Here is a 24,269-nt window from a genome sequence, read left to right on the forward strand (position 1 = left end):
GCGCCGCCGGCGCCGGCGCCGGCGGTAACGGAAGGGAGAAAAAAATGGCCGAACGGTCTTTTGCCAAGGAAGTCGAAAAGCTGCGGCTCGGCTCCGGCGAGGAATTTGCAGGCGAAGGCATTCTCGCCATCACCAAGGCGCTGCTGCAATGCGGCGTCGGCTATGTCGGCGGCTATCAGGGCGCGCCGATCAGCCATCTGATGGACGTGCTGGCCGACGCGCAGGACATTCTGGGCGAGCTCGGCGTGCATTTCGAAGCCAGCGCTTCGGAAGCCACCGCCACCGCCATGCTGGCCGCATCGGTGCACTACCCGATCCGCGGCGCCGCGACCTTCAAGTCGACGGTCGGCACCAATGTCGCCTCCGATGCGCTCGCCAATCTGGCGTCGGGCGGCGTCACCGGTGGCGCGCTGATCATTGTCGGCGAGGATTATGGCGAGGGCTCCTCGATCATGCAGGAGCGCAGCCATGCCTTCGCTATGAAGAGCCAGGTCTGGCTGCTCGACCCGCGCCCCAATTTGCCGTCGATCGTCAAAGCGGTGGAGGACGGTTTCGAGCTGTCCGAAATTTCCAACACGCCGGTCATGCTGCAGGTCCGCATCCGCTGCTGCCATGTGCATGGGCATTTCATCGCCAAGGACAACAAGCGACCGCCGATGACAGTGGCCGATGCGCTCGACGCGCCACGCCGCGACACCGGCCGCATCGTGCTGCCGCCCGCCTCCTTCCTGCACGAGAAGGAGAAGGTGCAGAAGCGCTGGCCGGCGGCGGTGGATTTCATCCGCAAGAACAAGATCAACGAGATGTTCGGCTCGGACCACGGCTCGGTCGGCATCGTCATGCAGGGCGGCATGTACAATTCGGTCATCCGCGCGCTGCAGCGTCTCGGCCTCGCCGACACCTATGGCGACACCGATGTGCCGCTCTATGTGCTCAATGCCGTCTACCCCTTGATCGACGACGAGTTCCTGTCCTTCTGCGAGGGCAAGCAGTCCGTGCTGGTCGTCGAGGAAGGTCAGCCCAATTACATCGAGCAGGCCTTTGCGGCGATGCTGCACAAGGCCGGGCGCGGCACCAGGCTGGTCGGCAAGGAGCATCTGCCGATGGCCGGAGAATACACCGGCCAGGTCATGCTTGACGGCATCGGCGCCTTCCTGCGTGCCGAGGCGCCGCATCTGTTGCCGGGCGAGGTGCGCGCGCCCAACAAGGTCGGCGACGGCGTCGATACTGCCGACCTGATCAACGTCGTGCCGGGTCGTCCGCCGGGCTTCTGCATCGGCTGCCCGGAACGACCGATCTTTGCCGCCACCAAGCTGGTCGAGCAGGAACTCGGCAAGCACCACATCGCTTCCGACATCGGCTGCCACCTGTTCTCGATCATGCCGCCATTCGAGCTCGGTGCCACGACCATGGGCTATGGGCTGGGGCCGGCCTCGGCCTCGGCCTTCAATTCGCCCGACGCCAAGCGCCGCTCGATCTCCTTCGTCGGCGACGGCGGCTTCTGGCACAACGGCCTGACCTCCTCAATCGGCAATGCCGTGTTCAACAAGAACGATGGCGTCATCGTCATCGTCGACAATTTCTATTCGGCCGCGACCGGAGGGCAGGATATCCTGTCGTCGCGCGCGGGCAACAAGACCAAGTCGACCAAGCATCCGATCACCGAGGCGGTGAAAGGCATGGGTGTCAAATGGTTGCGCCACATCGACCGCACCTATGACGTGACCAAAATGCAGGACACGCTGCGCGAGGCGCTGACCACCGACGAGAAGGGACCGAAGGTCATCGTCGCCTCGTCCGAATGCATGCTCAACCGGCAGCGCCGCGAAAAGCCCCTTGTCGACAAGGCGATCAAGGGTGGCGAGCGCGTCGTGAAGCCGAAGTTCGGCATCGACGAAGACATCTGCACCGGTGACCATGCCTGCATGCGGCTGTCCGGTTGCCCGTCGCTGTCGGTCAAGTCGCTCGACGATCCGCTGCGCGACGATCCGGTGGCCCATATCGACCAGAGCTGCGTCGGTTGCGGCAATTGCGGCGAGGTCGCCGATGCGGCGGTGCTGTGCCCCTCCTTCTACCGCGCCGATGTCGTGCACAATCCGGGCCGCTGGGACCGCTTCCTCGAAGCGGCGCGGCGCGCCACCATCAGCCTGTTGCAGCGCCGCCGCGAGAGCCGGCGCCTGACCTTCGCCGATGCTTGACGCTGTCCCGCCATTTCGCCCCCGAGCCGGCGCTCACGATGACGAGCGCGTCATCAAGCTCGCCGTGCTGGCGGTCGGCGGCCAGGGTGGCGGCGTGCTGGCCGACTGGATCACCGACGTCGCCGAGCGCAATGGCTACGTCGCGCAATCGACCTCGGTCGCCGGCGTCGCCCAGCGCACCGGTGCCACCATCTACTATGTCGAGATGGCCCGCGACACCGGCCGGCTGCCGGTCTTCGCGCTGTCGCCCTCGCAAGGCGACGTAGACATCCTGATCGCGGCGGAGCTGATGGAGGCTGGCCGCGCCATCATCCGCGGCTTCGTCACGCCAGAGCGGACGACGCTGATCGCGTCCTCGCACCGCATCGCCGCCGTCTCGGAAAAGATCGAGCCTGGCGACGGCCGGGCGTCCTCCTCGAAAGTGCATGCGACGGCGCAAGCCGCCTCGAAGCGCTTCATCGCTTTCGACATGGAGAAGATCGCCGCCGACAAAGGCTCGATGATCTCCGCCAGCCTGCTTGGCGCGCTGGCCGGGTCCGACGCGCTGCCGTTCACCCGCGAAAGCTACGAGCACGCGATCGGTGCCGGCGGCCGCGGCGTCAAGGCCAGCCTTGCCGCCTTCGGCGCTGCGTTCGACCGCGCGCGTGGCACGGCGGCTCCGGCGCCAAAGAAGGTAGAGCCAGCGATTATCGGATCTGCCCTTGGCGCAGGGCAAGTGAGTGGCCCGCAAAATCTGCTGCAAGGCTGGCAGGCCTTGGCCGCCCGCATCGATGTGATGCCCGAGGCGGTGCGCGACATGGCGCTCAGGGGCCTGAGAAAGGTCGTCGACTATCAGGACATCGCCTACGGGGGCGAATATCTCGACCGGCTGGACAAGGCCATCGCGCTGGACGGGCCGGATCGCGGATATGACATGTCGGTCGCTGCCGCGAAGCATCTGGCCAACGCCATGTGCTACGACGACATGATCCGTGTCGCCGATCTCAAGACGCGCTCGACGCGCGACCGGCGGGTGCGCCGCGAGGTCGGCGTCAAGGACGGTTCGATCCTGCAGGTGACCGAATATTTCCATCCGCGCATCGAGGAGTTCTGCGGTACTTTGCCGGCAAACTTAGGCAGCTACATCGAGAACCGGCCTAAGCTCGCCGCCTTTCTCGACCGCCGTATCAACCATGGCCGCCGCATCCGCACCGACAGTTTCGCCGGCTTTGCCGCGCTGTGGTTCATCGGTGGCCTGCGCCGCTGGCGCCGCCGCCTGCTGCGTCACCAGGTGGAGACCAGGCATCTCGAACGCTGGTACGCGCTGGCGCTTGGCTACGTGCCGGCCGACTACGCGCTGGCCGTCGAAATCCTCAACTGCCGCCGGCTGATCAAGGGCTACAGCGATACCCACGTCCGCGCCCAGTCGAAATTCGACCGGGTGCTGTCGGCGCTCGATCTGGTCAAGGGCCGCCCGGACGCCGCCGACTGGATCCGCCGCCTGCGCGAGGCAGCGTTGAAGGACGAGAAGGGCGACATGCTCGACGGCGCGCTGAAGACCGTGGCGACGCTCTGAAGCAAGGCTACTTCAGGCGACGAGCCCTCGCATCGGCTTCACCGAGGCCGAATCGGGAAACACCTTGCCGCCGAGGACCGCGGCCGAAAGGCCGAACTGGTCGGCGAGCAGCCCTTTCAGCACTGCTCTGACATCAGAGGTCGGCGCCAGGTCGCGTTGTTCGTAAAGCTGAGCCGGCTTCAACCCCGGCCAGTCCGCAATGACGCGGCCGCCCTTGATCGCGCCGCCGGCCAGCAGCACCACGGTGCCGGTGCCGTGATCGGTGCCGACGGTGCCGTTGACCTGCGCCGTGCGCCCAAATTCGGTGATGGTGACGATCGCCGTGTCCTTCCAGCGCTCGCCCAAGCCCTTCTCGAATTCCTCGAAGACGCCGTCGAGGCCGCCGAGCAAGGTGGCGAGCCGGCCGGTCGCACCGCCTTCATTGACATGCGTGTCCCAGCCATCGAAAGCCAGGGCTGCAACGCGCGGCCCGTCATCGGCCGCGATCAGCCTGGCGGCGCCTTGTGCCGCCTGCCGCATCCCCGCCGCGCTGTCGAGGCCGCCCTTCGGCTTCATTGTCCTGCCCATCTTGTCGTCCACGGCCATCCGGTCGGCGTCGAGCCCCTTTTGCAGCGCCACCGCGAGAACCGGGTCGCGGTGCTGGTAGAGATCGAGAACGCGCGACGCGAGCCCGTCGCCGGGCGCCGGCAGCGATAGCGGCGCCCAGCCAAGCACCGGCGCCGCCCCACGGATCACCAGCGGTGTCGACGGCCCGACGGCCAGACCGCCAAGCGTTGCCACGCGGTCGCCTTCTGGCAGGTTTTCCAGCGCTCGATTGAGCCAGCCGGTCGTGACATGGCCGGGGCCTGCAAAGCCGCTTTCCAGCACATCCTGGCCATCGAAATGCGAGCGCTCGCGATAGCCGGTCGCGGCCGCATGCACGACCGCCGCCTGGTTATTCCCATACAGCCGCGCAAACACCGGCATCGCCGGATTGAGCGCGAAGAAGCCGTCGAGCGGCAGCGCCGCATGCGGACCGCTTAGCGACAAGGCGATGTCGCCATGCAGGCCGGCATAGTCGGGATCGCCGACCGGACCGACCGCTGAGAGCCCGTCCAGCGCGCCGCGCAGCACGATGACGATCAGGCGCGGATCGCGATTGTCGGCGGCACGGGCAAAGCGGGGCATGTAGGCCCAGGCAAACAGCGCGCCGCCGGTCATCAATATCGCGCGGCGGGAGGGATCCGGTGTTTCGCACAGCAGGCTCATGATTTCGTCTCCACGGCAGCGATCTTCGCTGGAACTATCTGCGCTGGAATTATCGTCGTTGGAATTCCGGAGCCATCAGCAACAGCGCCAGCCCTTGCTGCTTGGATTCGGCCCTTGCGATCGCTTGCCTCGTCTCCGCTGAGGCGGCAGGGCCGATCAGCACATCGAGCATGTCGTTGGGATTGCCGATATCCCTAGCCTGCCGCGCTGCCTGCCAGGCGATGTCGAGGCGGACCTTCATGCCCTCCGCCGATGCCCAGCCGTCGACCCCGTCGGGAAAGCCGTTCGGCCCCGGCGGTTGCCACAGCGGCTCGCCCAGCGCGTTGAGCCAGCCGAGCGACTGGCCGGGATCGTTGGCCGGACCGGGGCCGGTCGCCCTTCGGATGGCGACGACATAGTCGAAGGGCGACCGCATCTTCGCCAACGGCGTCGACCACGCCTCCGGCATGGCGATGAGGGCGGCGGCCAGCGCCCGCAGATTGCCGTCGGTCTTGGCGAAGACCTTGGCGAGGCGGGCGATTGCAGACGGCGGCGGCGTGTCGGCGATGAAATGGCGGGCCAGCTTGGTGGCGATATGCAGTGCCGTTGCCGGGTGGCGGGCGATATCGTTCAGCGCGGCCTCCGCCTGTCCCATGCCGCCGGCAGGATAGGCCTTGCCGAGCAGCACTGCATCCCCCGGCTCATGTGCGTTTGCGTTGAAGACAAAATTGCCGGGCTCGCCCAGCCGCCCGTCGCGCCCGGCCATCGTCCAGCCTGTAAGGATGCGTGCGAAACTGGTGACATCGGCCTGGCTGTAGCCGCTGCCGACGCCGAGCGTGTGCAGTTCCAGGATTTCACGGGCGAGGTTTTCATTGAGCCCGCGCTTGCGGTTGCTACCCGCACGAGAGTCCGGCCCGACCGACTGCTGGTTGTCGAGATTGAGCAGCATCGCCGGATGATGCTCCACCGCCAGCAGCATGTCGGCAAAGCGGCCGAGCACGAAAGGGCGGATGGCCTCCCGCTCGAAGGCACCGGCGCTGGCTTCAATGAGGATGTCCTTCGCCACCGAAACACAGAAATGGTTCGACCAGAAACAGACGAGCCGTTCGACGAAGCCGGCCTTCGCCCGAACGGCCTTGTCGAAGCGCGCCTGTGCTTCCGCCCGGAACAACGTCGCCTCGACCTGCGGCACGACGGGTTTGTCGGTGGGGGCAGGCGCAAGCGCGGGGTGGGCTGGCGTGATCTGGGCGGGCAGGGCCTGTGCGGGCACAGCTTGGGCGCTCGCCGTCGCTGGCTGCGCTGCCGCGGCGGCCGTGCGCTGGCGCTGGAGCTGGAAATTTGCCGCCATGCTGGCCTGGATGGCCGGCGTGCTGCCCAGCAAGCCGGTATAGGCCGGATCGTCAAGCGAGATCATGGCGATGTCGGCTTGCCGCAGTTCCGCCCTGAGATAGCCGCGCGGATCGCCGGCCAGCATCTCGCGGTCGCCGGGCCTTGCACCAAGGCCGAAGCGGTTGAATGCGACGAGTACCGGATCTGGCGGCAGGGAATTGGAGGCCGGGACAGTCAAGTCAGCTCTCCATCGCCTGAGCCTCAAGCGCCTGGCGCATGAGGCTCGTTCGAGCCGTTTCGTGCATAGTCAACAGGGGGAGGAGGCCGGCACGGAGTGGCCGACCCCCGACGCGCATCCTACCAGTGATGCCGGCGGTGCCAGACATGGTGCCGATGCCAGGCGTAGAAGGCCGGGCCATGCCGATAGATGTAACGAGGGTAGACCACCACACGATTGGGCACGCAGCGTCCCCAGGGATTGGGATGCCAGCCCGGACCGCAGCCCCAGGCGGCATGCTCGACCAGCGCCGGCGCGGCAAGCGGCGCCATTGGCATCGCCGAGGATGCCGCAGCCGTCGCAACCGTTCCGGTCACGGCGAGAGCCGCGGTGAGCACGTATTTTGTCAAATAATTCATGGCCATACTCCGAAGTGTCCGAGGTTGAAAACCTGCACGCACATGGTCCGGCAGGTCCTGCCCTTCTCCTGTTAAACGGCGTCGTCGGCGTTTTCCGTCGGTCGTCACGGCGATTTTTTTGGCACCGCCGACAGTTGCGACCCAGCGCGTCTGGTGAGCCCTTCCGCCAGTACGCGGCGGCCCTCGGCGGAACTTGCCGCCGCGAACTCGACGATGCGCTGCTCAAGCCGCATGCGCACGGTGACGTCGGCATTGCGCGCCCGCTCCAGCGCCGCCGACAGGGCCGTCGCGTCCAGAACCGGCTGTCGCAGCAGGTCTGCCGCCTCGCGCCTGGCTTGCTGGCCGTCGAGGATGACCTGACGGGATTCGCGGCGAACGTCGCGCAGCGCCTCGCGGAACACCGTCCGATCCTGCTCGGGAAGCCGGCCGCCGGCCGTCTCCAATGAGTAGCCCTGGCCTGACTTGCCGCTTCTTATCCAGACGGCCCCGCCGGCAAGCGCCCCGGCCAGGAAGACGTTGAGCACCACCGACAGGGTGACAAGGTTTCGGCTCATGTTCATAGGTCTTCCTCGATCGCGTCGCGGTCCGGGCTGGCGTCGCCGAACGCCGTCGCATTGGCGTCCAGCACATAGTGGTCCGGCTGGACCTCGGGTGTGACGATGCTCACCAGGGCCAATCCGGCGACAGCGCCGGCCAGGCCAATGCCGGCAAGCCCCAGTCCGAGCCACCAGAACCGCTGACGCCGGCGTTGGGCGAGGTATCGGCCGGCGGCCTGCACGATGCTGCCATGCAGGGCCTTGTCGGGCGCGCCGACGCGGTAGCCGTCCAGCAGGGCGTCAAGTCTCCCGGCATGCTGCAAAATGGCCTGGCCAGTCTCGCTTAGCGCAAAGATCGCGGCGGCTATCCGTTCAGCCTCCGGCCATCGCCGCAAGTCACTGCCATAGGCCTCTGCCAGGGCCGCAAAGCGCGTGGCATCCATTGCCGGTTCGTTCCTGGATCCTTCAGCCATGGTCTTCCCCTTGCCCATCGGGGCCGCTTGCCCGGTTCTCACTCATCGGCGCCATCCCTGGCCAGGATCGTCTGCAGCGACCGCCGGCCGCGCGAAAGCAGGCTCTCCAGGGCGTCGACGCTGATCTTCAGGGTCGCTGCTGCCTCGACGTTGGACATCTCCTGGTAATAGACCAGAACGATCGCTTCGCGCTGGCGCGGCGCTATGCCTTGCAGCGCTCGTTCGACCCGCTGCGCGTCTTCCTGCGGATGGGCATCGGGAAGTGCGGCCGGGTCGACCATTTCCGGCAGGTCGTCGGTCACCCATTCGCGCTTGCGGCGCAGCCGGTCGTAACAGAGGTTCAGCGTCACCCGGTGGATCCAGCTGTCGAAGCGCGCATTGCCGCGTCGCCAGCCCGAGGCATGGCGCCAGATCCGCACGAAGGTCTCCTGCGCGACATCCTCGGCCTCCGCAGCATCGCCGAGCATGCGCACGGCAAGCGCCAGGATGCGGGGCAGTTTGCGCGCGACGAGCGTCTGCACGGCTGCCGGATCGCCGGCGCCGACGCGGCGAACCAGCTCCTCGTCCGGATCGGCGCTCATCAGCCGGCGCACTCCCGATGTTCATCGCACGTCATTGCCTCTTGGTCATTGCTCCTGCTTGGGAGCGGTTTTGTGGCCCGGCAGTTCGTCGGCCGTCAGGACGCCGTCGGAATTCTTGTCGAGCCTGGCAAAGCGCTTGGCAAAGAAGGCATCGAGTTCGGCGCGGTCGATGAAGCCGTCATGGTTGGAATCGAGACGCGCGAAGGATTTGACGGGGTCGCCCTTGATGTTGCGCTTGGCCTGAAAGGCTTCCCATTCCAGCAAGCTGATCTTGCCGTCGCCATCCGTGTCGGCAGCCATGATCGCTTTCTCGCGCCGCTTCTGGAATTTGGCCAGCGTGATGTCGGACCTGGCCTTCGGCGTGGCCGGTGCGGCAACCGGCGGCGTCGCGGCAGGCGGCTGCGTCGCTGTCTGGGCGAGAGCCGCTACGGTCAGCAGGCTCATGGCAGCGGCAAGTATCGAACGACGTATCATGCGTTGGCGTCTCCGGTTGGCGCGTGGCCACGGCTTGAGCCGAGGTCACGCTTCGACCGTTAAACGCCGCGACGGCGGAAATCCGTCGGTCGCGCAATCTTGTTTCGGACGCATTTCCTGGATGCAAGGGCTCCGTCGGCGGCCGCAGTGACGTGCCAAACCCGGCGCCTCAGCGCTGGACGTGAACCCGTGCCAGGTTTGGCGCCGGTTCAAGCAAAACCGCGTCGGCAGGGACCTAGTCTGATTGGTCGGCCGCGACCAACTGGTCTGGCTTGAAGCCAGCATGTTGCGGGGTCCACACGTCACCCTCGCGGTTGAACCAATGGCACATGAATATGCCCGAGGCCGCGCCGTCGCTTATGGTCATTTTCGGGCCTCCGGACTTCAGCCTGACGACGTCTCCGGTCTTGAAATTGTTGGGCATTTTCGACCTCCATTCAGAGGCTTAGAGTTTCACACCAAACCAGGGCCTCGACAATGGCCGATATGCCTCGCCCGCGCCGCAAGCCGTTGCTCCAGCGGCGGTTCGGCCTTAACCTTTCCGTAAATATTAGGCTGCTACTTGGACGGCGATGGCCTCGTGGCGGAGCGGCTACGCTGGAGACTGCAAATCTCTGAAGCCTCGGTTCGATCCCGAGGCGAGGCCTCCATCCTCACTTACCTGTCCGACAAAAGCAGCGAACGGCCGGAGCCGAGGCTCGGCCCAGTGACGGCGCCGTTGATTGCTGCTTGAAGGAATGGTGCCGCTTAGGTGACTCGAACACCTGACCCCATCATTACGAATGATGTGCTCTACCAACTGAGCTAAAGCGGCCCGGGAGGCCAGAGCCTCCAAGATGCGGGGGTGATAGACTCAACCGGCGGCGAATTCAAGATGCGACTTGGCAATTCATGCGAGGCCGTCGAAAGCCGTCCGCCGCGTTGCTCGCCAATCGGTCGCCGAGTCAGGCTCGCGCGGTTCGCACCCTCCTGCTGGTGAAAATTGATGAAACACRCTGATTTCGTTGCCGGAACAGCGTCGGAATGGACTTTGCACACCCTGACAAGGCAGAATGCACCGCTCGCCCGTTGATTGATTGGTCGCCTGCGGCTAACGATCATGGCAAGGTTTGGGCAAACGTGCAGAGGGATCCGCTTGGACGCAATCGAAAAGGCGATCCGGAATGCCTTCGAGAAAGGCAACGCCGAGGACCGCGCGTTCCGCGAAAGGGTCTATAGATCGGCTTTTGCCGCGCTCGACCGTGCGCTCCAGGCCAATCCCGACGTGACGGTGGAAGTCGCCATCAAGCGCCGCAAGGCGATACAGGCGAAAATCACCGAAATCGAATCCGAGTATCTGCCGGCGGTGCCGGATGTCGGCCCACAGGGTGATGCGCCGGCGGTCGAGCTTGGTGGGGACCCGGCTCCTGCGGTCGAGGTGGCTGCGGACCCCGCTCCTGCGGTTGAGACCGGGCAACCGGCATCACCCGTCGTTGTCGTTGACGAGCCCGTGCAATCCGCCTCCGATGCGCCTCGCTCGCGTGTGCTGCCAGTCGTTCCCGACATCATGCCGGACGCCGGCCTTCCCGGCGCGCCAGCCATCGACATGTCTGCTCCCGACTCGGCCGAGGCCGCGACGGAAGTGGCGCCCGATCGCGATGAACGGCGCATAAGGGGGCGTCGCCTGCCGCTGACCGCCATCTTCCTGACCGTGACGCTGCTTGCCGCTGTCGGTATCGGCCTGTTCTTCGCCGTGCAGACCGGTGTGTTCAAGACACAGGCGCAGCTCGACACCGCTCCGCCCGAAGCGCCGCCGACCGTCAACGACGACGACTTCACACCGGCCGATGGCGACACCGGCCCAGCAAAGCCCGGTGCCGCGGACCAGTCGCGCGACTGGATCAACGTGTTTTCGCCAACCGACGCGTCGCATGTCAGCGCCCCGTCGGATGCCAAGGCCGAAGTGATGAAGGACGACACCGGGTCGTTCCTGCGCATCCGTTCCGGAGCCTCCGGTTCGGCGATCAGCTTCGATGTCGGGCAAGGCGTGCTGGAACAGCTCGCTGGCAAGCATGCCGTGTTCGACATCATTGCCCGCTCCGAAGAAGGCAAGGAGACGCAGATTTCCGTCGACTGCAACTTCGGCGAACTGGGCGACTGCGGCCGCAAGCGCTACGCGGTCGGCCAGCAGCAGAACGAATATCTGTTCGACGTGCAGTTTCCCAAGAAGCACCCGGGCTCGGCCGGCACGATCGCCGTCAATTCCGACTTCGACAAACAGGGCAAGGCGGCGGACATCTACGAAATCCGGGTCTCGGTCGAGCCGTAAGCGCATCCATGCAGGACAAGCGACTTAGCGATCGAGCAGCGCCTGCAGCGTCTCGATGCGGTCGGCCTCGTTGGCCGGCTTGTCCCAGCGCAGCCGCGAGATGCGGGGAAAGCGCATGGCGACGCCGGATTTGTGCCGGGTCGAGCGGTTGAGGCCCTCGAAGGCGACTTCCAGCACCAGGCCGTTGTCGCGGTCGGCCCGCACCGAGCGCACAGGCCCGAAACGCTCGACCGTGTTGTCGCGGACATATTTGTCGATCTGCTTCAGCTCTTCGTCGGTGAAGCCGAAATAGGCCTTGCCGACCGGCACCAGTTCCTCCTCGCCTTCGCCGCCGGACCAGACGCCGAACGTGTAGTCCGAATAGAAGCTCGAGCGCTTGCCATGGCCGCGTTGGGCATACATCAGCACGGCATCCACCGTGTGCGGATCGCGCTTCCATTTGAACCACGGGCCTTTCGGCCGCCCGGCGACATAGGGCGAGTCCCAGCGCTTCAGCATGACGCCCTCGATGATCGGATGCGGCGGCGCGCGGCGCAGCTCCTCCAGCGCCTGCCAGTCGGCGAAGTCGACAAATGGCGAAAGATCGAAACGGCTCGGGTCGAGCGTGCCGACAAAGGTTTCCAGTCGGCCGCGCCGCTCACGAAACGGCAGCGCGCGCAAATCCTCGTCGCCGATCTGCAGCACGTCGTAGCAGCGCATGAAGGCTGGATATTGCTGCTGCATCTTCGGCGTCACCGTCTTGCGGTTCAGCCTTTGCTGCAGGTCCGAGAAGGTGCCGGTCGCCAGCCGGGGATCGCCGACCAGCAGTTCGCCGTCCAGCGTTGCGGAAAAATGCATGGCGTCGGCGAGATCCGGAAAGGCGCCGGAGACATCGTCGCCGGTGCGCGAATAGAGCCGGCGGATACCGCCTTCAGCGACCGCCTGGACGCGGATGCCGTCCCATTTCCATTCGGCTGCATAGTCCGCGGGGTCGAGCTTTTCGAGATCGCCGTCGCCGACCGGGTTCGACAGCATGACCGGGCGAAACAGGGCCATCGCCGTATTCCTGGGCTTTTCGGCCTTGCCTTCCAGCCAGGCGAACAGTGCCGTGTAAGGCGGCGACAGTCCGTGCCAAAGCTCCTCGATCTCGGTGACATCGACCTTGCCGAAATCCGCCAGTGCCTGTTTGGCCAGCCGCGCCGACACGCCGATGCGCAGGCCGCCAGTGACCAGCTTGATGATGGCAAAGCGCGCCGAGATGCCGGCGCTGTCGAGCAGTCCGGCCAGCACCTTGGGTCCGTCGGAGCGGCTTGCCGCCTGCAGCCTGGCGACGACTTCGCCGAGCGTCGGCTCGCGGTTCGGGATGTTTCCGGGCGTTTGCGGCCAGACCAGTGACACCGTTTCGGCAAGATCGCCGACATAGTCGTAGGAATAGCCGAACAGCACCGGGTCCATGCGCTCGGTGACCAGGGTGCGCAGCATCGCCGGCTTGACCGCGGCGATGCTGAGATCGCCGGTGATGGCAGCCAGCGCCAGGCCACGGTCGGGATCCTCCACGCTGCGGAAATAGTCGGTCAGCAAGGTCAGCTTGCCGTTGCGCGACGGCGTCAGCACCAGGCGATCGAGAAGTTCGGCGAAGCGGTTCATGCCATCAATCGCCCTCGTCCTCGTAGCCGACCAGATGCAGCGGCCGTGCGGCGATGCCTTCGAGTTCGCACCAGCGCACCAGCGCTTCCTCGCGGCCATGCGTCACCCAGATTTCCTCGGCTCCGGTCTCCTTGATGGTGGCGGTCAGTTCGTCCCAGTCGGCGTGGTCTGATATGATCAGCGGCAGTTCGACGCCGCCTTGCTTGGCGCGTTGGCGGATGCGCATCCAGCCCGAGGCGAAGCACGAGATCGGATCGGGAAAGCGCCGCGCCCAGCGGTCGGCGAAAGCCGAAGGCGGACCGACCACGATGGCGCCCGCGAAATCTTGCTTGCCGCCCTCCACCGTTGCCGGTTCGAGCGTTCCGAGCTCGATGCCCTGGCTCTGGTAATATCCGCTGAGTCTGGCCAGCGCGCCATGGATGTAGATCGGCCGGTCGTAGCCGGCGTCGCGCAGCAGCCGCATCACCCGCTGCGCCTTTCCCAGCGCATAGGCGCCGACCAGATGCGAGCGTTCGGGAAACTGCGTCGCCGATTTCAGCAGGCGGGCGATCTCTTCCGTGTCGGGTGGATGGCGAAACACCGGCAGGCCGAAAGTCGCCTCGGTGATGAACACATCGCACGCGATCGGCTCGAACGGCGCGCAGGTCGCGTCTTTCTGCCGCTTGTAGTCGCCGGAAGCGACGATGCGCGTGCCCTGGTGCTCGACGGCGATCTGCGCCGAGCCAAGCACATGGCCGGCGGGATGGAAGCTGATGCTGACACCATCGAGGACAATCGTCTCGCCGAGCTGAGCTGCTTGCGTTGTGTCGGCAAAATCCTCGCCATAGCGCAGGCCCATGATGTCGAGCGTCTGCTGTGTGGCCAGCACCGAACGGTGGCCGGAACGCGCATGATCGGAATGGCCATGCGTGATCAGCGCCCGGTTCACCGGCCGCACCGGGTCGATGAAGAAATCACCTGGTGGGCAATAGAGGCCCTCGGGCCGGGGATGGAGCAGGTCTGAGGCGCGCATGATCCCCAAGATAGGATATAATTCCGCTGCGGGAAGCCTGTTGTATGTGACTGCTGACTCCCGCATACAGCACCGCCGGCTTCCATCCGCCGACAGGATCATCGCCCAGGACCCATTGCCATGAAACCGCTTCAGGCCTCGTCCGGCGACTTGAACGCCGATCGCCGTGCCGATTATGCCGAGATGCTGCATGCGGACGGCGATCATGCCGCGGCGGCGGAATTGCTGCTCGGTGCCCTGGAACTGAAGCCGCAATGGGCGATGGGCTGGTTTCGCCTCGGCGAGATGCAGCAGGCTGCCGGTGCGCCGGACCTCGCCGCGCAGGCATGGACGATGTCGCTGCAACTCGATCCGACGGATCGTCAAGGTGCCGCACTGAACCTGCAATTGATCGGCAGGGCTCCGGAGACCGGCTCGCTGCCCAGCGCCTTCGTCGAGACGCTGTTCGACCACTATGCCGACAGCTTCGAGGAATCACTGGTCGACAGGCTGGGGTATCGGCTGCCCGAATTGCTCGATCAGGCCATCCGGTCGACAAGGCCGGGCCGCTTCCCGCTGGCGCTCGATCTCGGCTGCGGCACCGGGCTCATGGGGCAGAGGCTGCGGCCCATCGCCGATCGGCTGGAGGGATATGACATTTCGGCCAGGATGCTGAAGCAGGCGCGGGCCAAGGGCGTCTACGATTTCCTCGGCAAGGCCGATCTGCGGGATTTTTCCTATGCCGGCCCGAAAGCCGATCTGGTGGCGGTGGCCGATGTCTTCATCTATGTCGGCGCGCTCGACGGCGTGGTGAAGACGGTTGCCGGCTTGCTTGCCGGCGATGGCCTGTTCGCCTTTTCCGTCGAGAGCCTGATTGGCAATGGCGATTTTGTGTTGCTGCCATCGCGCCGCTACGCGCATTCGGAACATTATGTGCGTGAAATCCTGGCTGCCAACGGGTTTTCGATCCTGTCGCTGGAGACGACCGTGATCCGGCAGGACCGCCGGGAACCTGTCAACGGGTTGGTCGTTGTGGCAGGCAAGCTACCGGGGGACAAGGCTGCGATCCCCTGCGGTCGCGGCCGCAGATAATCCGTGCTGCGAAAAAGTCTGATTTGCATGCGCGTCTGATATTTGCGATCTGGTCGGATCAAGGCGGGATATCAGGAGGAGCAGAGTCGATGCGCTGGAACATGATTGTCTTGGCATCTTGCCTGGTGACCGCCGGCTGTGCGGGCAGTTCGATGGCTGAGAGGCAGGACGCCGACATCCAGTCCTCCCTGCAATATGACAGCGTGCCCTGCGGCCAGCTGCTGGCGCAGCGCAACGCGCTGGCACAGCAACACAATTTGTCGACGAAGGCGAAGCCCACCTTCTCCAATCCGGCGATGGGCTTCGGCCCGTTCATGCCGGATGTGCGCTCCAAGGCCAAGCAGGACGCCGACAAGGCGACCGGCCAGATGGATGCCATGAACCGGTCGATCGATCGTCGCGATTGCGGCAAGCCAGACCAGCGGAAGAAACTACTGCCTGGCTAGGATCTGGCAGGCGCCGCTCTCTATGCTTTGACGCAATTCCCTGAGGGAAAACGCTACCCGCTTTTCCCGGGAAAACCGTTTCACGCATTTCCTGGAATTACTTAATACCCAGCTTTGCGGTCGACCAGATTGTCGAGCTTTTCGCCGCGTTCGAAAGCGTCCATCTGGCGCAGCATGATCGGGGCCAGGTGGACAGGATCGGAGGTCGCCGCCGAATGCGGCGTCACGAACACTTTTGGATGTCCCCACAGCGGGCTGGTCTTCGGCAGCGGCTCGACTTCGAACACATCGAGGCTCGCCTCCTTCAGCGTGCCGTCATCCAGTGCCCGCACGATGTCGGCGTCCTTCTGCAGGCGGCCACGTCCGGCATTGATCAGCACCGAGCCACCGAGGCCGTTGCGCTTCCTCAGTTCCTTCAGCACGCCGTAATTGATGATGCCATGCGTGTCCGGGGTCAGCGGCAAAAGCACCACCAGGATATCGGTCGCCTTGAGGAAGGGGATCAATCCCGCCTCGCCGGAGTAGGTCGCTACGCCTTTCATCGGCCGCTCGCTGCGTGACCAGCCATTGACGGCAAAGCCGAGTGACAAAAGCACCGAGGCGGCGGCGCGGCCGAGATTGCCGAGGCCCATGATGCCGACCGAAATGTCGCTGGCCGGCCGCTGCTGCGGCTCGTGCCAGATCTTTTTTGGCTGCTGCGACCGGTAGAGCAGGCCGTGGCGATGATGGTCGAGCACCCGCCAGACGACATATTCGGTCATGTACTGGGTGAGGTTGTCGGCGACGACCTTGACGATAGGCACATCGGGCAGGCCCGGGTCGGCGAAGATATGGTCGACGCCGGCACCGATCGAGAAGATGGCGCGCAGATTGGGCAGCGATGCCAGGATGTTGGGCTTCTGCTTCCACACCACCGCATAGGTGATCGACGGGTCGCTGGCGCCGTCCGGTTCCAGCACCACCTCACGCTCGGCCGACAAGAGCTCGCGCCAGCGCTGCGGATGAAAGCCGGTGACGGCAAGCAGGATGCGGCCTTTTTCCATCGATGGAGTTTCCCTGTTATGCGTGCCCGTTGTCCAGGCTATTCGCTGACGATGCCGACCGGCGCCGTCTCTATCTTGAAGGCGGCCGAGATCAGCGCCCGAGTATAGTCGGTTTGCGGATTTCCAAAAATCTGTTCGGAAGGGCCGGCTTCGACGATCCTGCCATTGCGCATGACGATCACATCGTTGGCCAGCGCCCGGATGACCTTGAGGTCGTGACTGATGAAGAGATAGGCGAGGTCGTGCTTGGCCTGCAGGCTGCGCAACAGGTCGACGACCTGCGCCTGCACGCTCATGTCGAGCGCCGATGTCGGCTCGTCCAGCATGACGAAGCGTGGGTTGAGCACCATGGCGCGCGCAATGGCGACACGCTGGCGCTGGCCGCCGGAAAACTCGTGCGGGTAGCGGTTGCGGGTAGCGGGATCGAGCCCCACTTCCTTCAGCACGTCGGCGACGCGCGCGTCGCGCTGGTCGGGCGACAGTTTCGGTTCGTGGATCTTCAGGCCTTCCTCGATGATCTCGGCGATCGACATGCGCGGGCTGAGCGAGCCGAACGGGTCCTGGAAGACGATCTGCAATTCGCGCCGCAGCGGCCGCATGGCGTTGAAGGAGAGCTGGTTGATGTCGCGCCCATTGAACTGGATGCTCCCGGTCGACGAGATCATCCGTGCCAGCGCCAGTCCAAGCGTCGTCTTGCCCGAGCCGGATTCGCCGACCACGCCGAGCGTCTGCCCGGCACGCACGGTGACATCGATGCCGTCGACTGCTTTCACATTGTCGACGGTGCGCCGGAAGAAGCCCTGCTTGATCGGGAACCAGACTTTGATGTCCTTGCCGGTCATCACGGGCTTGGCGGCGGCGTTGGCCGCCGGCGGCTTGCCTTTCGGCTCGGCGGCCAGCAGATGGCGCGTATAGGGGTGTTGCGGATTGGCGAAGATGTCCTTGGTCGGGCCGGTCTCGACGATCTTGCCCTTGGTCATCACGCAGACCCGGTCGGCAATCTTGCGCACGATGCCGAGGTCATGGGTGATGAACAGCATCGACATGCCTTTGCGGCTCTTCAGGCCGGCCAGCAATTCGAGGATCTGCGCCTGAACGGTGACGTCGAGTGCCGTCGTCGGCTCGTCGGCGATCAGCAGTTCCGGTTCGTTGGCCAGCGCCATGGCGATCATCACGCGCTGACGCTGGCCGCCGGACAGCTGGTGCGGATAGGCATCGAGGCGCTTTTGCGGATCGCGGATGCCGACCTCGTTGAGCAGGGCAAGCGTGCGCGCCTTGGCCGGGCGGTCGGCCATGCCCTGATGCAGCTTCAGGATCTCGACGATCTGCTGCTCGATCGTGTGCAGCGGATTGAGCGAAGTCATCGGCTCCTGGAAGATCATGGTGATCTTGTTGCCGCGCACCTGCCGCAACTGCTTCTCGCTCATGGCAAGCAGGTCGGCGCCCTGGAACAGGATCTTTCCCGAGGGATGGCTGGCGCTGGGATAGGGCAACAGCTTCAGCACCGACAGCGCCGACACCGATTTGCCGGAGCCGGATTCGCCGACCAGCGCCACCGTCTCGCCCTTGGCGATGTCGAACGAGATGTGGTCGACGGCCAGCGACTGCTGTCCGCCTTGGGCAAAGGCGACGCTGAGGTCCTGTACGCTGAGCAGGGGCGCCTCGCTCATTTGAACGTCTTGCGTGGATCGAAGGCGTCGCGCGTCGCCTCGCCGACAAAGACCAGCAGCGACAGCATCAGCGAGATGACGACGAAGCCGGAAATGCCGAGCCACGGCGCATTGAGATTGCGCTGCGCCTGCTTCAGCAACTCACCGAGCGAGGCGGATCCCGGCGGCAGGCCGAAGCCGAGGTAGTCGAGCGAGGTCAGCGTCGAGATCGAGCCCGAGAGCAGGAAGGGCATGAAGGTCAATGTCGCCACCATGGCGTTGGGCAGCAAATGCCGGAACATGATGGTGCGGTTGGGTACGCCGAGCGCGCGCGCCGCGTTGACATATTCGAAGTTGCGAGCGCGCAGGAACTCGGCCCGCACCACGCCGACCAGCGCCACCCAGGAGAACAACAGCATCAGCCCGAGCAGGATGAAGAAGCCCGGCGGCAGGATGGCGGCGACGATGAGCAGGAGATAGAGCACCGGGATCGCCGACCAGATTTCGATGAAACGCTGGAACAGGAGATCGGTCCAGCCGCCGAAATAACCTTGCACGGCGCCGGCCGCGACGCCGATCAGGGCCGAGCCGGCGGTCAGGATCAGGCCGAACAGCACCGAAATGCGGAAGCCGTAGATGACGCGCGCCAGCACGTCGCGCGCCTGGTCGTCGGTGCCGAGCCAGTTCCAGTTGCCGACGATGCAGGCCGGATCGGCCGCCCCTTGCGGATACTGGCTGCAGCGCGCCTTGGCGTCATATTGCCAGGACGGCTTGGCCGGTGCCGCTTCCGGAATGGCGTTGTTGACGGTCTGGTAGGAGTAGCGCACCGGCGGCCAGATCATCCAGCCATGGGCGTTGATCTCGTCCTGGATGACCGGGTCGCGATAGTCGGTGACCGCGTAGAAGCCGCCGAACTTTTCCTCGGGGTAGGCGACCAGCACCGGAAACAGGATTTCGCCTTTGTAGGAGGCGATGATCGGCTTGTCGTTGGCGATGAATTCGGCAAACAGCGACAGCACGAACAGGACGAGGAATATCCACAGCGACCAGTAGCCGCGCCGGTTTGCTCTGAAGTTCTGCAGGCGGCGCTTGTTGAGCGGCGACAGCCACGGCCGCACGATCCGCTCCGGTGCGGCCTCCGTGGTTGCGGTGGTGTCCGACATCAGACGTCTCTCCGCTCGAAATCGATGCGCGGATCGACCCAGGTGTAGAGCAGGTCGGACAGCAATCCGACGAACAGCCCGAGCAGCGAGAAGATGTAGAGATTGGCGAACACCACCGGATAGTCGCGCTCGACCACCGACCGGAAGCCGAGCAGGCCGAGGCCATCGAGGGAAAAGATGTTCTCGATCAGCAGCGAGCCGGTGAAGAAGGCCGAGATAAAGGCGCCCGGAAAACCGGCGATCACGATCAGCATGGCGTTGCGGAAGACGTGGCCGTAGAGCACCTGCCGCTCCGACAGGCCCTTGGCGCGCGCCGTCACCACATACTGCTTGCGGATCTCTTCCAGGAACGAGTTCTTGGTCAGCAGCGTCGTGGTGGCGAAGGCCGACAGCACCAGCGCCGTCAGCGGCAAGGTCATGTGCCAGAAATAGTCGATGATCTTGCCGGACCAGGATAGCTGGTCCCAATTGTCAGAGGTGAGGCCGCGCAGCGGAAACCAATCCCAGAACGACCCGCCGGCAAACAGCACCATCAGCATGATGCCGAACAGGAAGCCTGGAATGGCATAGCCGACGATGACGACGCCGCTGGTCCAGACGTCGAAGGGCGTGCCGTCCTTGACCGCCTTGCGGATGCCCAGCGGGATCGAGATCAGGTAGGACAGAAGCGTGATCCACAGCCCGATCGAGATCGACACCGGCATTTTTTCCAGGATCAGGTTGAGCACCGAAATATCGCGGAAATAGCTGTCGCCGAAATCGAAGCGCGCATAATTCCACAACATCATGCCGAAGCGCTCGAGCGGCGGCTTGTCGAAGCCGAACTGCTTTTCCAGCTTCTTGATGAATTCGGGATCGAGGCCTTGGGCGCCGCGATATTTCGAGCTGACATCACCGGCGACATCGACATTGGCGCCACCGACCGCGTCACCGCCGCCGCCGCCAAGGCGATCGCTGCCGCCCTGGTTGGTCAGCCGGGCGATGACCTGCTCGACCGGGCCGCCCGGCGCGAACTGGATGACGGCGAAGGATATCGCCATGATGCCGAACAGGGTCGGGATCATCAACAGGATGCGGCGCAGGATATAAGCGCCCATCAGGTCTTTTGCCCTGCTTGAGCGAACATCTCAGCCTTTGCCAATTTTTGCCGCCTTGCCCTTATCGAACCACCACAGCGTCTCGACCGGAAAGCCGAAATCGGGCTTTTGCTCGACGAAGTCGAACATGTCCCAATAGGCGACGCGGTGATTCGCCAGATAGTATGTTGGAATCCAGTCTAGCCGTGCGCGCAAGACCCGGTCGAGCGCCCTGAGCGCGGTGACGAGTTCGTTTCGGCTTTGCGCCTTGCCGGCAGCCACGATCAGCGCGTCGATGGCCTTGCTTTCCGTGCCCGGATAGTTGCGTTGCCCCGGCGTTTTCGCCATTCGGGAATCATAGAGCATCTCCAGGCCGTCGTTGGTCGGCGTCGCTCCGATCGACCAATGCAGCACGGTAAGATCGAAGTCGAAATCACTGTGCCGCTGTTCATACTGTGCCGAATCGACTTGCCGGATAGAGGCGTCGATCCCGATCGCCTTCATATTCTCGGACCATGGGGTGAAGATGCGAACGATGCCGTCATCCTCCGCCAGCATTTCAACCTGCAGACGCTCACCCTTGTCGTTGACGACGAAACTGCCCGCACGTTTCCAGCCGGCTTGCGCAAGCAATCTCGAAGCCTCGCCCAGCAGCTTGCGGTCATGGCCCGAGCCGTCGGACAGAGGCTGCGTCACGGCTTCGCCAAAGACCTCTGGTGGCAACTCGGCCCGGAACGGCTCGAGCAGGGCCAATTCCGCAGGCGAGGGCAAACCTTCGGCCTTATAATCCGACCGTTCGAAGTTCGATTGAGAGCGCTCGTAAGAGCCGTAAAACAGGGCCCGCTTCATCCATTCGAAATCGAAGCATCTGGCGATCGCCCGCCGTACCCGCTCGTCGCGAAATTGCGTACGACGTTGATTCAACGCCACGCCCTGCATGTCTGGCGTCTTCTCACCGGGAAATTCCCGTTTGACGATCTTGCCATCCTTCAGCGCCGGAAAGTCGTATCCGGTCGCCCATACCCGCGCGGTGAATTCCTCGCGAAAATGCGTGTCGCCTTTCTTGAAGGCTTCAAAAGCCGCCTGCCGATCAAGATAGAAGTCGATGCGGATGCGGTCGAAATTGTAGAGGCCACGGTTCACGGCTAGATCGCGACCCCAATAGTCGGCGACGCGGTCATATTCGACAGTCTGTCCGGCTACCACGCGCCCTATCTTGTAAGGCCCCGAGCCGAGCGGCGGTGTCATCGTCGAGGCATCGAAATCATTGGCCGTATAAAAGGCCTTGGACACGATCGGCATTGCCACAATCGCAAGGATGTTCTGCGGCGACTGCTCGCCGTTGAAGGTCAGGTCGAGAGTGGTGGGATCGACCGCGACCGCTTCCGTCATGTACCGCAGCGCCTTGGAAAGGTTTGGATGGCCTTGGTCTTTGTAAAGCTTCAACGCGAAGGCAACGTCTTCAGCGGTCAGCGGCGAACCGTCGTTGAAGCGGGCTTGCGGTCGTAGGCTGAAACGGAAGCCATTGCGGTCTTGCGACAAGGTGACGGACTCGGCAAGCAGGCCATAGACCGCATCCGGCTCATCGAGCGCGCTTGCCATCAGAGAATCGAAACAAAGCTCCGTTCGCGGCGGTGAATCTCCTTTCAACACCAGGGAATTCAATGTGTTGAAAGTCAGGAAGCTCTGATTCAAGGTGGCGTTCGGTGGCGCGAAATTCATCTGGCCGCCCTTGGGCGCGTCCGGATTGACATAGTCGAAATGCGCGAAGTCCGGCTTGTATTTGAGATCGCCGAAAGCCGACAGGCCGTGCAGTTTTACGCCAGTCGGGACGGTGGCGAAGGCTCGGCTGGGCAGCAGGGCGGCGGCGGTGGCGGCACCGCCCAATGCCAGGAAATCGCGGCGGGCAAGGACCGCCATCAATTGCCGCCCTTGTACTTGGCCGCCAGCGCCTTTTCCTTATCGAGGTCGATCCACCAGGAATCGATATCGGCGCCGACATAGGCGGGCTGCTTGTCTGGAAAGCCGAACTTGTCCCAATAAGCCAGCCAGACGGCGGACCGGTGATATTGCGGCACGACGTAGAAGTTCCACAACAGGATACGGTCGAGCGCATGGGTGGCGGCGACAAGGTCGTCGCGATCGGTGGCGAAGATGATGCGGTCGACCAGCGCGTCGATGATCGGATCCTTGATGCCCATCAGATTGCGCGAACCCGGCGCATTGGCGGCTTTCGAAGTCCAGAAGTCGCGTTGCTCGTTGCCCGGCGAATCCGACTGCTGGAGAAGCCCCGTGACGACATCGAAATCGAAATTGTTGACGCGGTTGATGTACTGCGTCTGGTCGATGATGCGCAGCGTGGCGTCGACACCGATCTTGCGCAGATTGTCGATATAGGGGCTGGCGATCACCTGGTCGGTGTCGTTCCAGCCGAGAATTTCGAATTTGAATGGCGCTCCTGTCTTGGCATTGACCATCTTGCCGCCCTTGATCACCCAGCCGGCCTTGGCGAACAGATCAACCGCCTGTTTCAGGTACTTTCGTTCCGCTTGCGGGGAATCGTAGACCGGCAGCTTGAATTCTTGGGTGAAGAGTTCGGGCGGCAGCCTGTCGCGATATTTTTCCAGGATTTCCAGCTCCTTGCCTTGCGGCAATCCGCTCGATGCCAGTTCGGTGCCCTGGAAATAGCTCGATGTGCGGGTGTTGAAGCCGAAGAACAGCGTGCGGTTCATGCTCTCGAAATCGAACGGGATTGTCAGCGCTTCACGCACCAGCCGGTCCTGGAACAGCGGCCGCCGCTGGTTGAGGACGAAACCCTGCATCGCCTGTGGCGCCTGGGTCTGGAAGTCCTTCTTGACGACATCACCGGCTTGGAATGCAGGAAAATTGTAAGCCGTTGCCCATTTGCGCGAGCTGTATTCGCGGTTGATGTCCTCCAGCCCACCCTTGGTGAAGGCCAGCCAGGAGGCGTTGTCGTCGAGTATATAGGTGTAGCGTCGCGTGTCGAAATTCTCGCGGCCGATCTTCACCGGCAGTTTGGCTGCCCAGTAGTCGGGCACGCGCTGCCAGATGATTTCCGAGCCGGGCTTGAAACTGGCGATCTTGTAGGCGGCCGAACCGAGCGGAATTTCCAGCGTCGGCTTGGTCACGTCGCGCTTCTTGCCGTTGGCATCGGTGCCTTCCCACCAGTGTTTCGGCAGCACGGCAAGGTCACCGATGATCTTCGGCAGTTCCCGGTTGCCCTTCTGGTTGAAATGGAACTCGACCTCGCGGTCGGAGACGGCGACCGCATCGGTGACGTTCTCGAAATAGCGGCTGTATTGCGGGCTGTTCGCCTTCAGCACCTGGAACGACCAGATCACATCATCGACGGTGATCGGCTGGCCGTCATGCCATTTGGCGCGCGGGTCGAGCCGGTAGGTCGCGGAGGAATAATCGGCCGGATATTTGTAGGCTTCGGCGATCAGCGGATGGCTGGTGCTGCCTTCGTCGGTCGCCTGCTCCATCAGGGTGTCATAGAGCAGGCCGCCGCCGAATCCGACCAGTCCGGCGGCCGGCGATCCCTGGACGATATAGGGGTTGAAGCTGTCATAGGTGCCGGGCACCACCGAATTCAGCGTGCCGCCCTTGGGCGCGTTCGGGTTGACGTAGTCGTAGTGCTGGAAATTGTCGCCGTATTTGGAGGGGCCGATCAGCGAGGAGGTGGTGCGCCATTCGTCGGCTTGCGTCGCTTGCAATCCCGCCGCCAGCAGGGCTGCCGCCAGCAACGATTTGAGTAGCGTTCGGCCAACCGTCATGCACTGTCCTCTTCGTGCTGCGTGTCCATTCCACAAAGGCAATCTAGATGATTTGCTCCTCGTGAAAAC

21 protein-coding genes and 2 tRNA genes are annotated in these 24,269 nt (G+C 64.0%); 6 read left to right on the top strand and 17 right to left on the bottom strand.

The features are described from left to right. Nucleotides 1–44: 44 nt before the first annotated feature. Entirely contained in the window at nucleotides 45–2,198 is a 2,154-nt protein-coding gene (locus AC1D0I_RS04500) for a thiamine pyrophosphate-dependent enzyme (RefSeq protein ID WP_477393347.1), read from the top strand. Then, a complete protein-coding gene (locus AC1D0I_RS04505) occupies nucleotides 2,191–3,753 on the top strand; it encodes an indolepyruvate oxidoreductase subunit beta family protein (RefSeq protein ID WP_477393348.1) in 1,563 nt (520 codons plus the stop codon). The genes AC1D0I_RS04500 and AC1D0I_RS04505 overlap by 8 nt, the downstream gene beginning before the upstream one ends. A gap of 12 nt (nucleotides 3,754–3,765) precedes the next feature. Here the strand turns inward: AC1D0I_RS04505 and AC1D0I_RS04510 are convergent, their stop codons facing one another. The 8 genes from AC1D0I_RS04510 to AC1D0I_RS04545 all read right to left on the bottom strand — a co-directional run bounded on the left by AC1D0I_RS04510 (nucleotide 3,766) and on the right by AC1D0I_RS04545 (nucleotide 9,433). Then, entirely contained in the window at nucleotides 3,766–5,001 is a 1,236-nt protein-coding gene (locus AC1D0I_RS04510) for a DUF1501 domain-containing protein (protein ID WP_477393351.1), read from the bottom strand. A 49-nt stretch (nucleotides 5,002–5,050) separates the two neighbouring features. Further along, complete coding sequence (locus tag AC1D0I_RS04515; protein ID WP_477393353.1) at nucleotides 5,051–6,547, bottom strand: DUF1800 domain-containing protein; 1,497 nt, start codon at nucleotides 6,545–6,547, stop codon at nucleotides 5,051–5,053. Nucleotides 6,548–6,666: 119 nt separating this feature from the next. Beyond that, nucleotides 6,667–6,945, bottom strand: coding sequence for a GCG_CRPN prefix-to-repeats domain-containing protein (locus AC1D0I_RS04520; RefSeq protein ID WP_095084283.1), 279 nt, complete (start codon nucleotides 6,943–6,945; stop codon nucleotides 6,667–6,669). A 104-nt stretch (nucleotides 6,946–7,049) separates the two neighbouring features. Continuing rightward, the gene (locus AC1D0I_RS04525; protein WP_477393355.1) at nucleotides 7,050–7,505 is read right to left on the bottom strand and encodes a periplasmic heavy metal sensor; all 456 of its coding nucleotides are present in this window, start codon (nucleotides 7,503–7,505) and stop codon (nucleotides 7,050–7,052) included. Next, nucleotides 7,502–7,954: a hypothetical protein gene (locus tag AC1D0I_RS04530; RefSeq protein ID WP_477393357.1), complete on the bottom strand. Its 453-nt coding sequence runs from the start codon at nucleotides 7,952–7,954 to the stop codon at nucleotides 7,502–7,504. Before AC1D0I_RS04530 ends, AC1D0I_RS04525 begins: the two co-directional genes overlap by 4 nt. Before the next feature lie 38 nt (nucleotides 7,955–7,992). After that, on the bottom strand, nucleotides 7,993–8,535 hold the full coding sequence (locus AC1D0I_RS04535; RefSeq protein ID WP_477393359.1) for an RNA polymerase sigma factor: 543 nt from the start codon (nucleotides 8,533–8,535) through the stop codon (nucleotides 7,993–7,995). Between the two features lie 45 nt (nucleotides 8,536–8,580). After that, nucleotides 8,581–9,009, bottom strand: a complete 429-nt coding sequence (locus AC1D0I_RS04540) for an EF-hand domain-containing protein (protein WP_095082540.1) — start codon at nucleotides 9,007–9,009, stop codon at nucleotides 8,581–8,583. A 235-nt stretch (nucleotides 9,010–9,244) separates the two neighbouring features. Beyond that, nucleotides 9,245–9,433, bottom strand: coding sequence for a YodC family protein (locus tag AC1D0I_RS04545; RefSeq protein ID WP_095082538.1), 189 nt, complete (start codon nucleotides 9,431–9,433; stop codon nucleotides 9,245–9,247). Between the two features lie 150 nt (nucleotides 9,434–9,583). Between AC1D0I_RS04545 and AC1D0I_RS04550 the strand changes: the two genes are divergently transcribed. Continuing rightward, a tRNA-Cys gene (locus AC1D0I_RS04550) sits at nucleotides 9,584–9,659 on the top strand. An 88-nt stretch (nucleotides 9,660–9,747) separates the two neighbouring features. Here the strand turns inward: AC1D0I_RS04550 and AC1D0I_RS04555 are convergent. Further along, nucleotides 9,748–9,823 (bottom strand) — tRNA-Thr (locus AC1D0I_RS04555). Nucleotides 9,824–10,144: 321 nt separating this feature from the next. On the opposite strand from AC1D0I_RS04555, the gene AC1D0I_RS04560 reads away from it, so the two are divergent. Next, nucleotides 10,145–11,317 carry a hypothetical protein gene (locus AC1D0I_RS04560; RefSeq protein ID WP_095082516.1) on the top strand — a complete coding sequence of 391 codons (1,173 nt, stop codon included), beginning with the start codon at nucleotides 10,145–10,147 and terminating at the stop codon, nucleotides 11,315–11,317. Nucleotides 11,318–11,341: 24 nt separating this feature from the next. Here the strand turns inward: AC1D0I_RS04560 and AC1D0I_RS04565 are convergent, their stop codons facing one another. Next, complete coding sequence (locus AC1D0I_RS04565; protein ID WP_477393361.1) at nucleotides 11,342–12,943, bottom strand: cisplatin damage response ATP-dependent DNA ligase; 1,602 nt, start codon at nucleotides 12,941–12,943, stop codon at nucleotides 11,342–11,344. Nucleotides 12,944–12,947: 4 nt separating this feature from the next. Continuing rightward, entirely contained in the window at nucleotides 12,948–13,955 is a 1,008-nt protein-coding gene (locus AC1D0I_RS04570; RefSeq protein WP_457153206.1) for a ligase-associated DNA damage response exonuclease, read from the bottom strand. A 120-nt stretch (nucleotides 13,956–14,075) separates the two neighbouring features. Between AC1D0I_RS04570 and AC1D0I_RS04575 the strand changes: the two genes are divergently transcribed. Both AC1D0I_RS04575 and AC1D0I_RS04580 read left to right on the top strand, forming a co-directional pair. Continuing rightward, a complete protein-coding gene (locus tag AC1D0I_RS04575; RefSeq protein WP_477393363.1) occupies nucleotides 14,076–15,026 on the top strand; it encodes a class I SAM-dependent DNA methyltransferase in 951 nt (316 codons plus the stop codon). 89 nt (nucleotides 15,027–15,115) lie between these two features. Next, nucleotides 15,116–15,472, top strand: coding sequence for a hypothetical protein (locus tag AC1D0I_RS04580; RefSeq protein ID WP_477305020.1), 357 nt, complete (start codon nucleotides 15,116–15,118; stop codon nucleotides 15,470–15,472). A gap of 101 nt (nucleotides 15,473–15,573) precedes the next feature. Here AC1D0I_RS04580 and AC1D0I_RS04585 read toward each other — a convergent pair whose 3' ends face one another. From AC1D0I_RS04585 to AC1D0I_RS04610, 6 genes are read right to left on the bottom strand one after another with little or no spacing between them, the layout of a single operon-like run. Then, nucleotides 15,574–16,515 carry a 2-hydroxyacid dehydrogenase gene (locus AC1D0I_RS04585; RefSeq protein WP_477393365.1) on the bottom strand — a complete coding sequence of 314 codons (942 nt, stop codon included), beginning with the start codon at nucleotides 16,513–16,515 and terminating at the stop codon, nucleotides 15,574–15,576. Nucleotides 16,516–16,553: 38 nt separating this feature from the next. After that, nucleotides 16,554–18,185, bottom strand: a complete 1,632-nt coding sequence (locus tag AC1D0I_RS04590; protein ID WP_477305024.1) for an ABC transporter ATP-binding protein — start codon at nucleotides 18,183–18,185, stop codon at nucleotides 16,554–16,556. Beyond that, nucleotides 18,182–19,327, bottom strand: coding sequence for an ABC transporter permease (locus tag AC1D0I_RS04595; protein ID WP_477393367.1), 1,146 nt, complete (start codon nucleotides 19,325–19,327; stop codon nucleotides 18,182–18,184). The genes AC1D0I_RS04590 and AC1D0I_RS04595 overlap by 4 nt, the downstream gene beginning before the upstream one ends. Then, nucleotides 19,327–20,424, bottom strand: coding sequence for a microcin C ABC transporter permease YejB (locus AC1D0I_RS04600; RefSeq protein WP_095082500.1), 1,098 nt, complete (start codon nucleotides 20,422–20,424; stop codon nucleotides 19,327–19,329). Before AC1D0I_RS04600 ends, AC1D0I_RS04595 begins: the two co-directional genes overlap by 1 nt. 30 nt (nucleotides 20,425–20,454) lie before the next feature. Further along, nucleotides 20,455–22,323, bottom strand: coding sequence for an extracellular solute-binding protein (locus AC1D0I_RS04605; protein ID WP_477393369.1), 1,869 nt, complete (start codon nucleotides 22,321–22,323; stop codon nucleotides 20,455–20,457). Continuing rightward, nucleotides 22,323–24,200: an extracellular solute-binding protein gene (locus tag AC1D0I_RS04610; RefSeq protein WP_477393371.1), complete on the bottom strand. Its 1,878-nt coding sequence runs from the start codon at nucleotides 24,198–24,200 to the stop codon at nucleotides 22,323–22,325. The genes AC1D0I_RS04605 and AC1D0I_RS04610 overlap by 1 nt, the downstream gene beginning before the upstream one ends. Nucleotides 24,201–24,269 lie beyond the last annotated feature (69 nt).

It is taken from the genome of Mesorhizobium sp. P2_D1 (assembly GCF_056404455.1).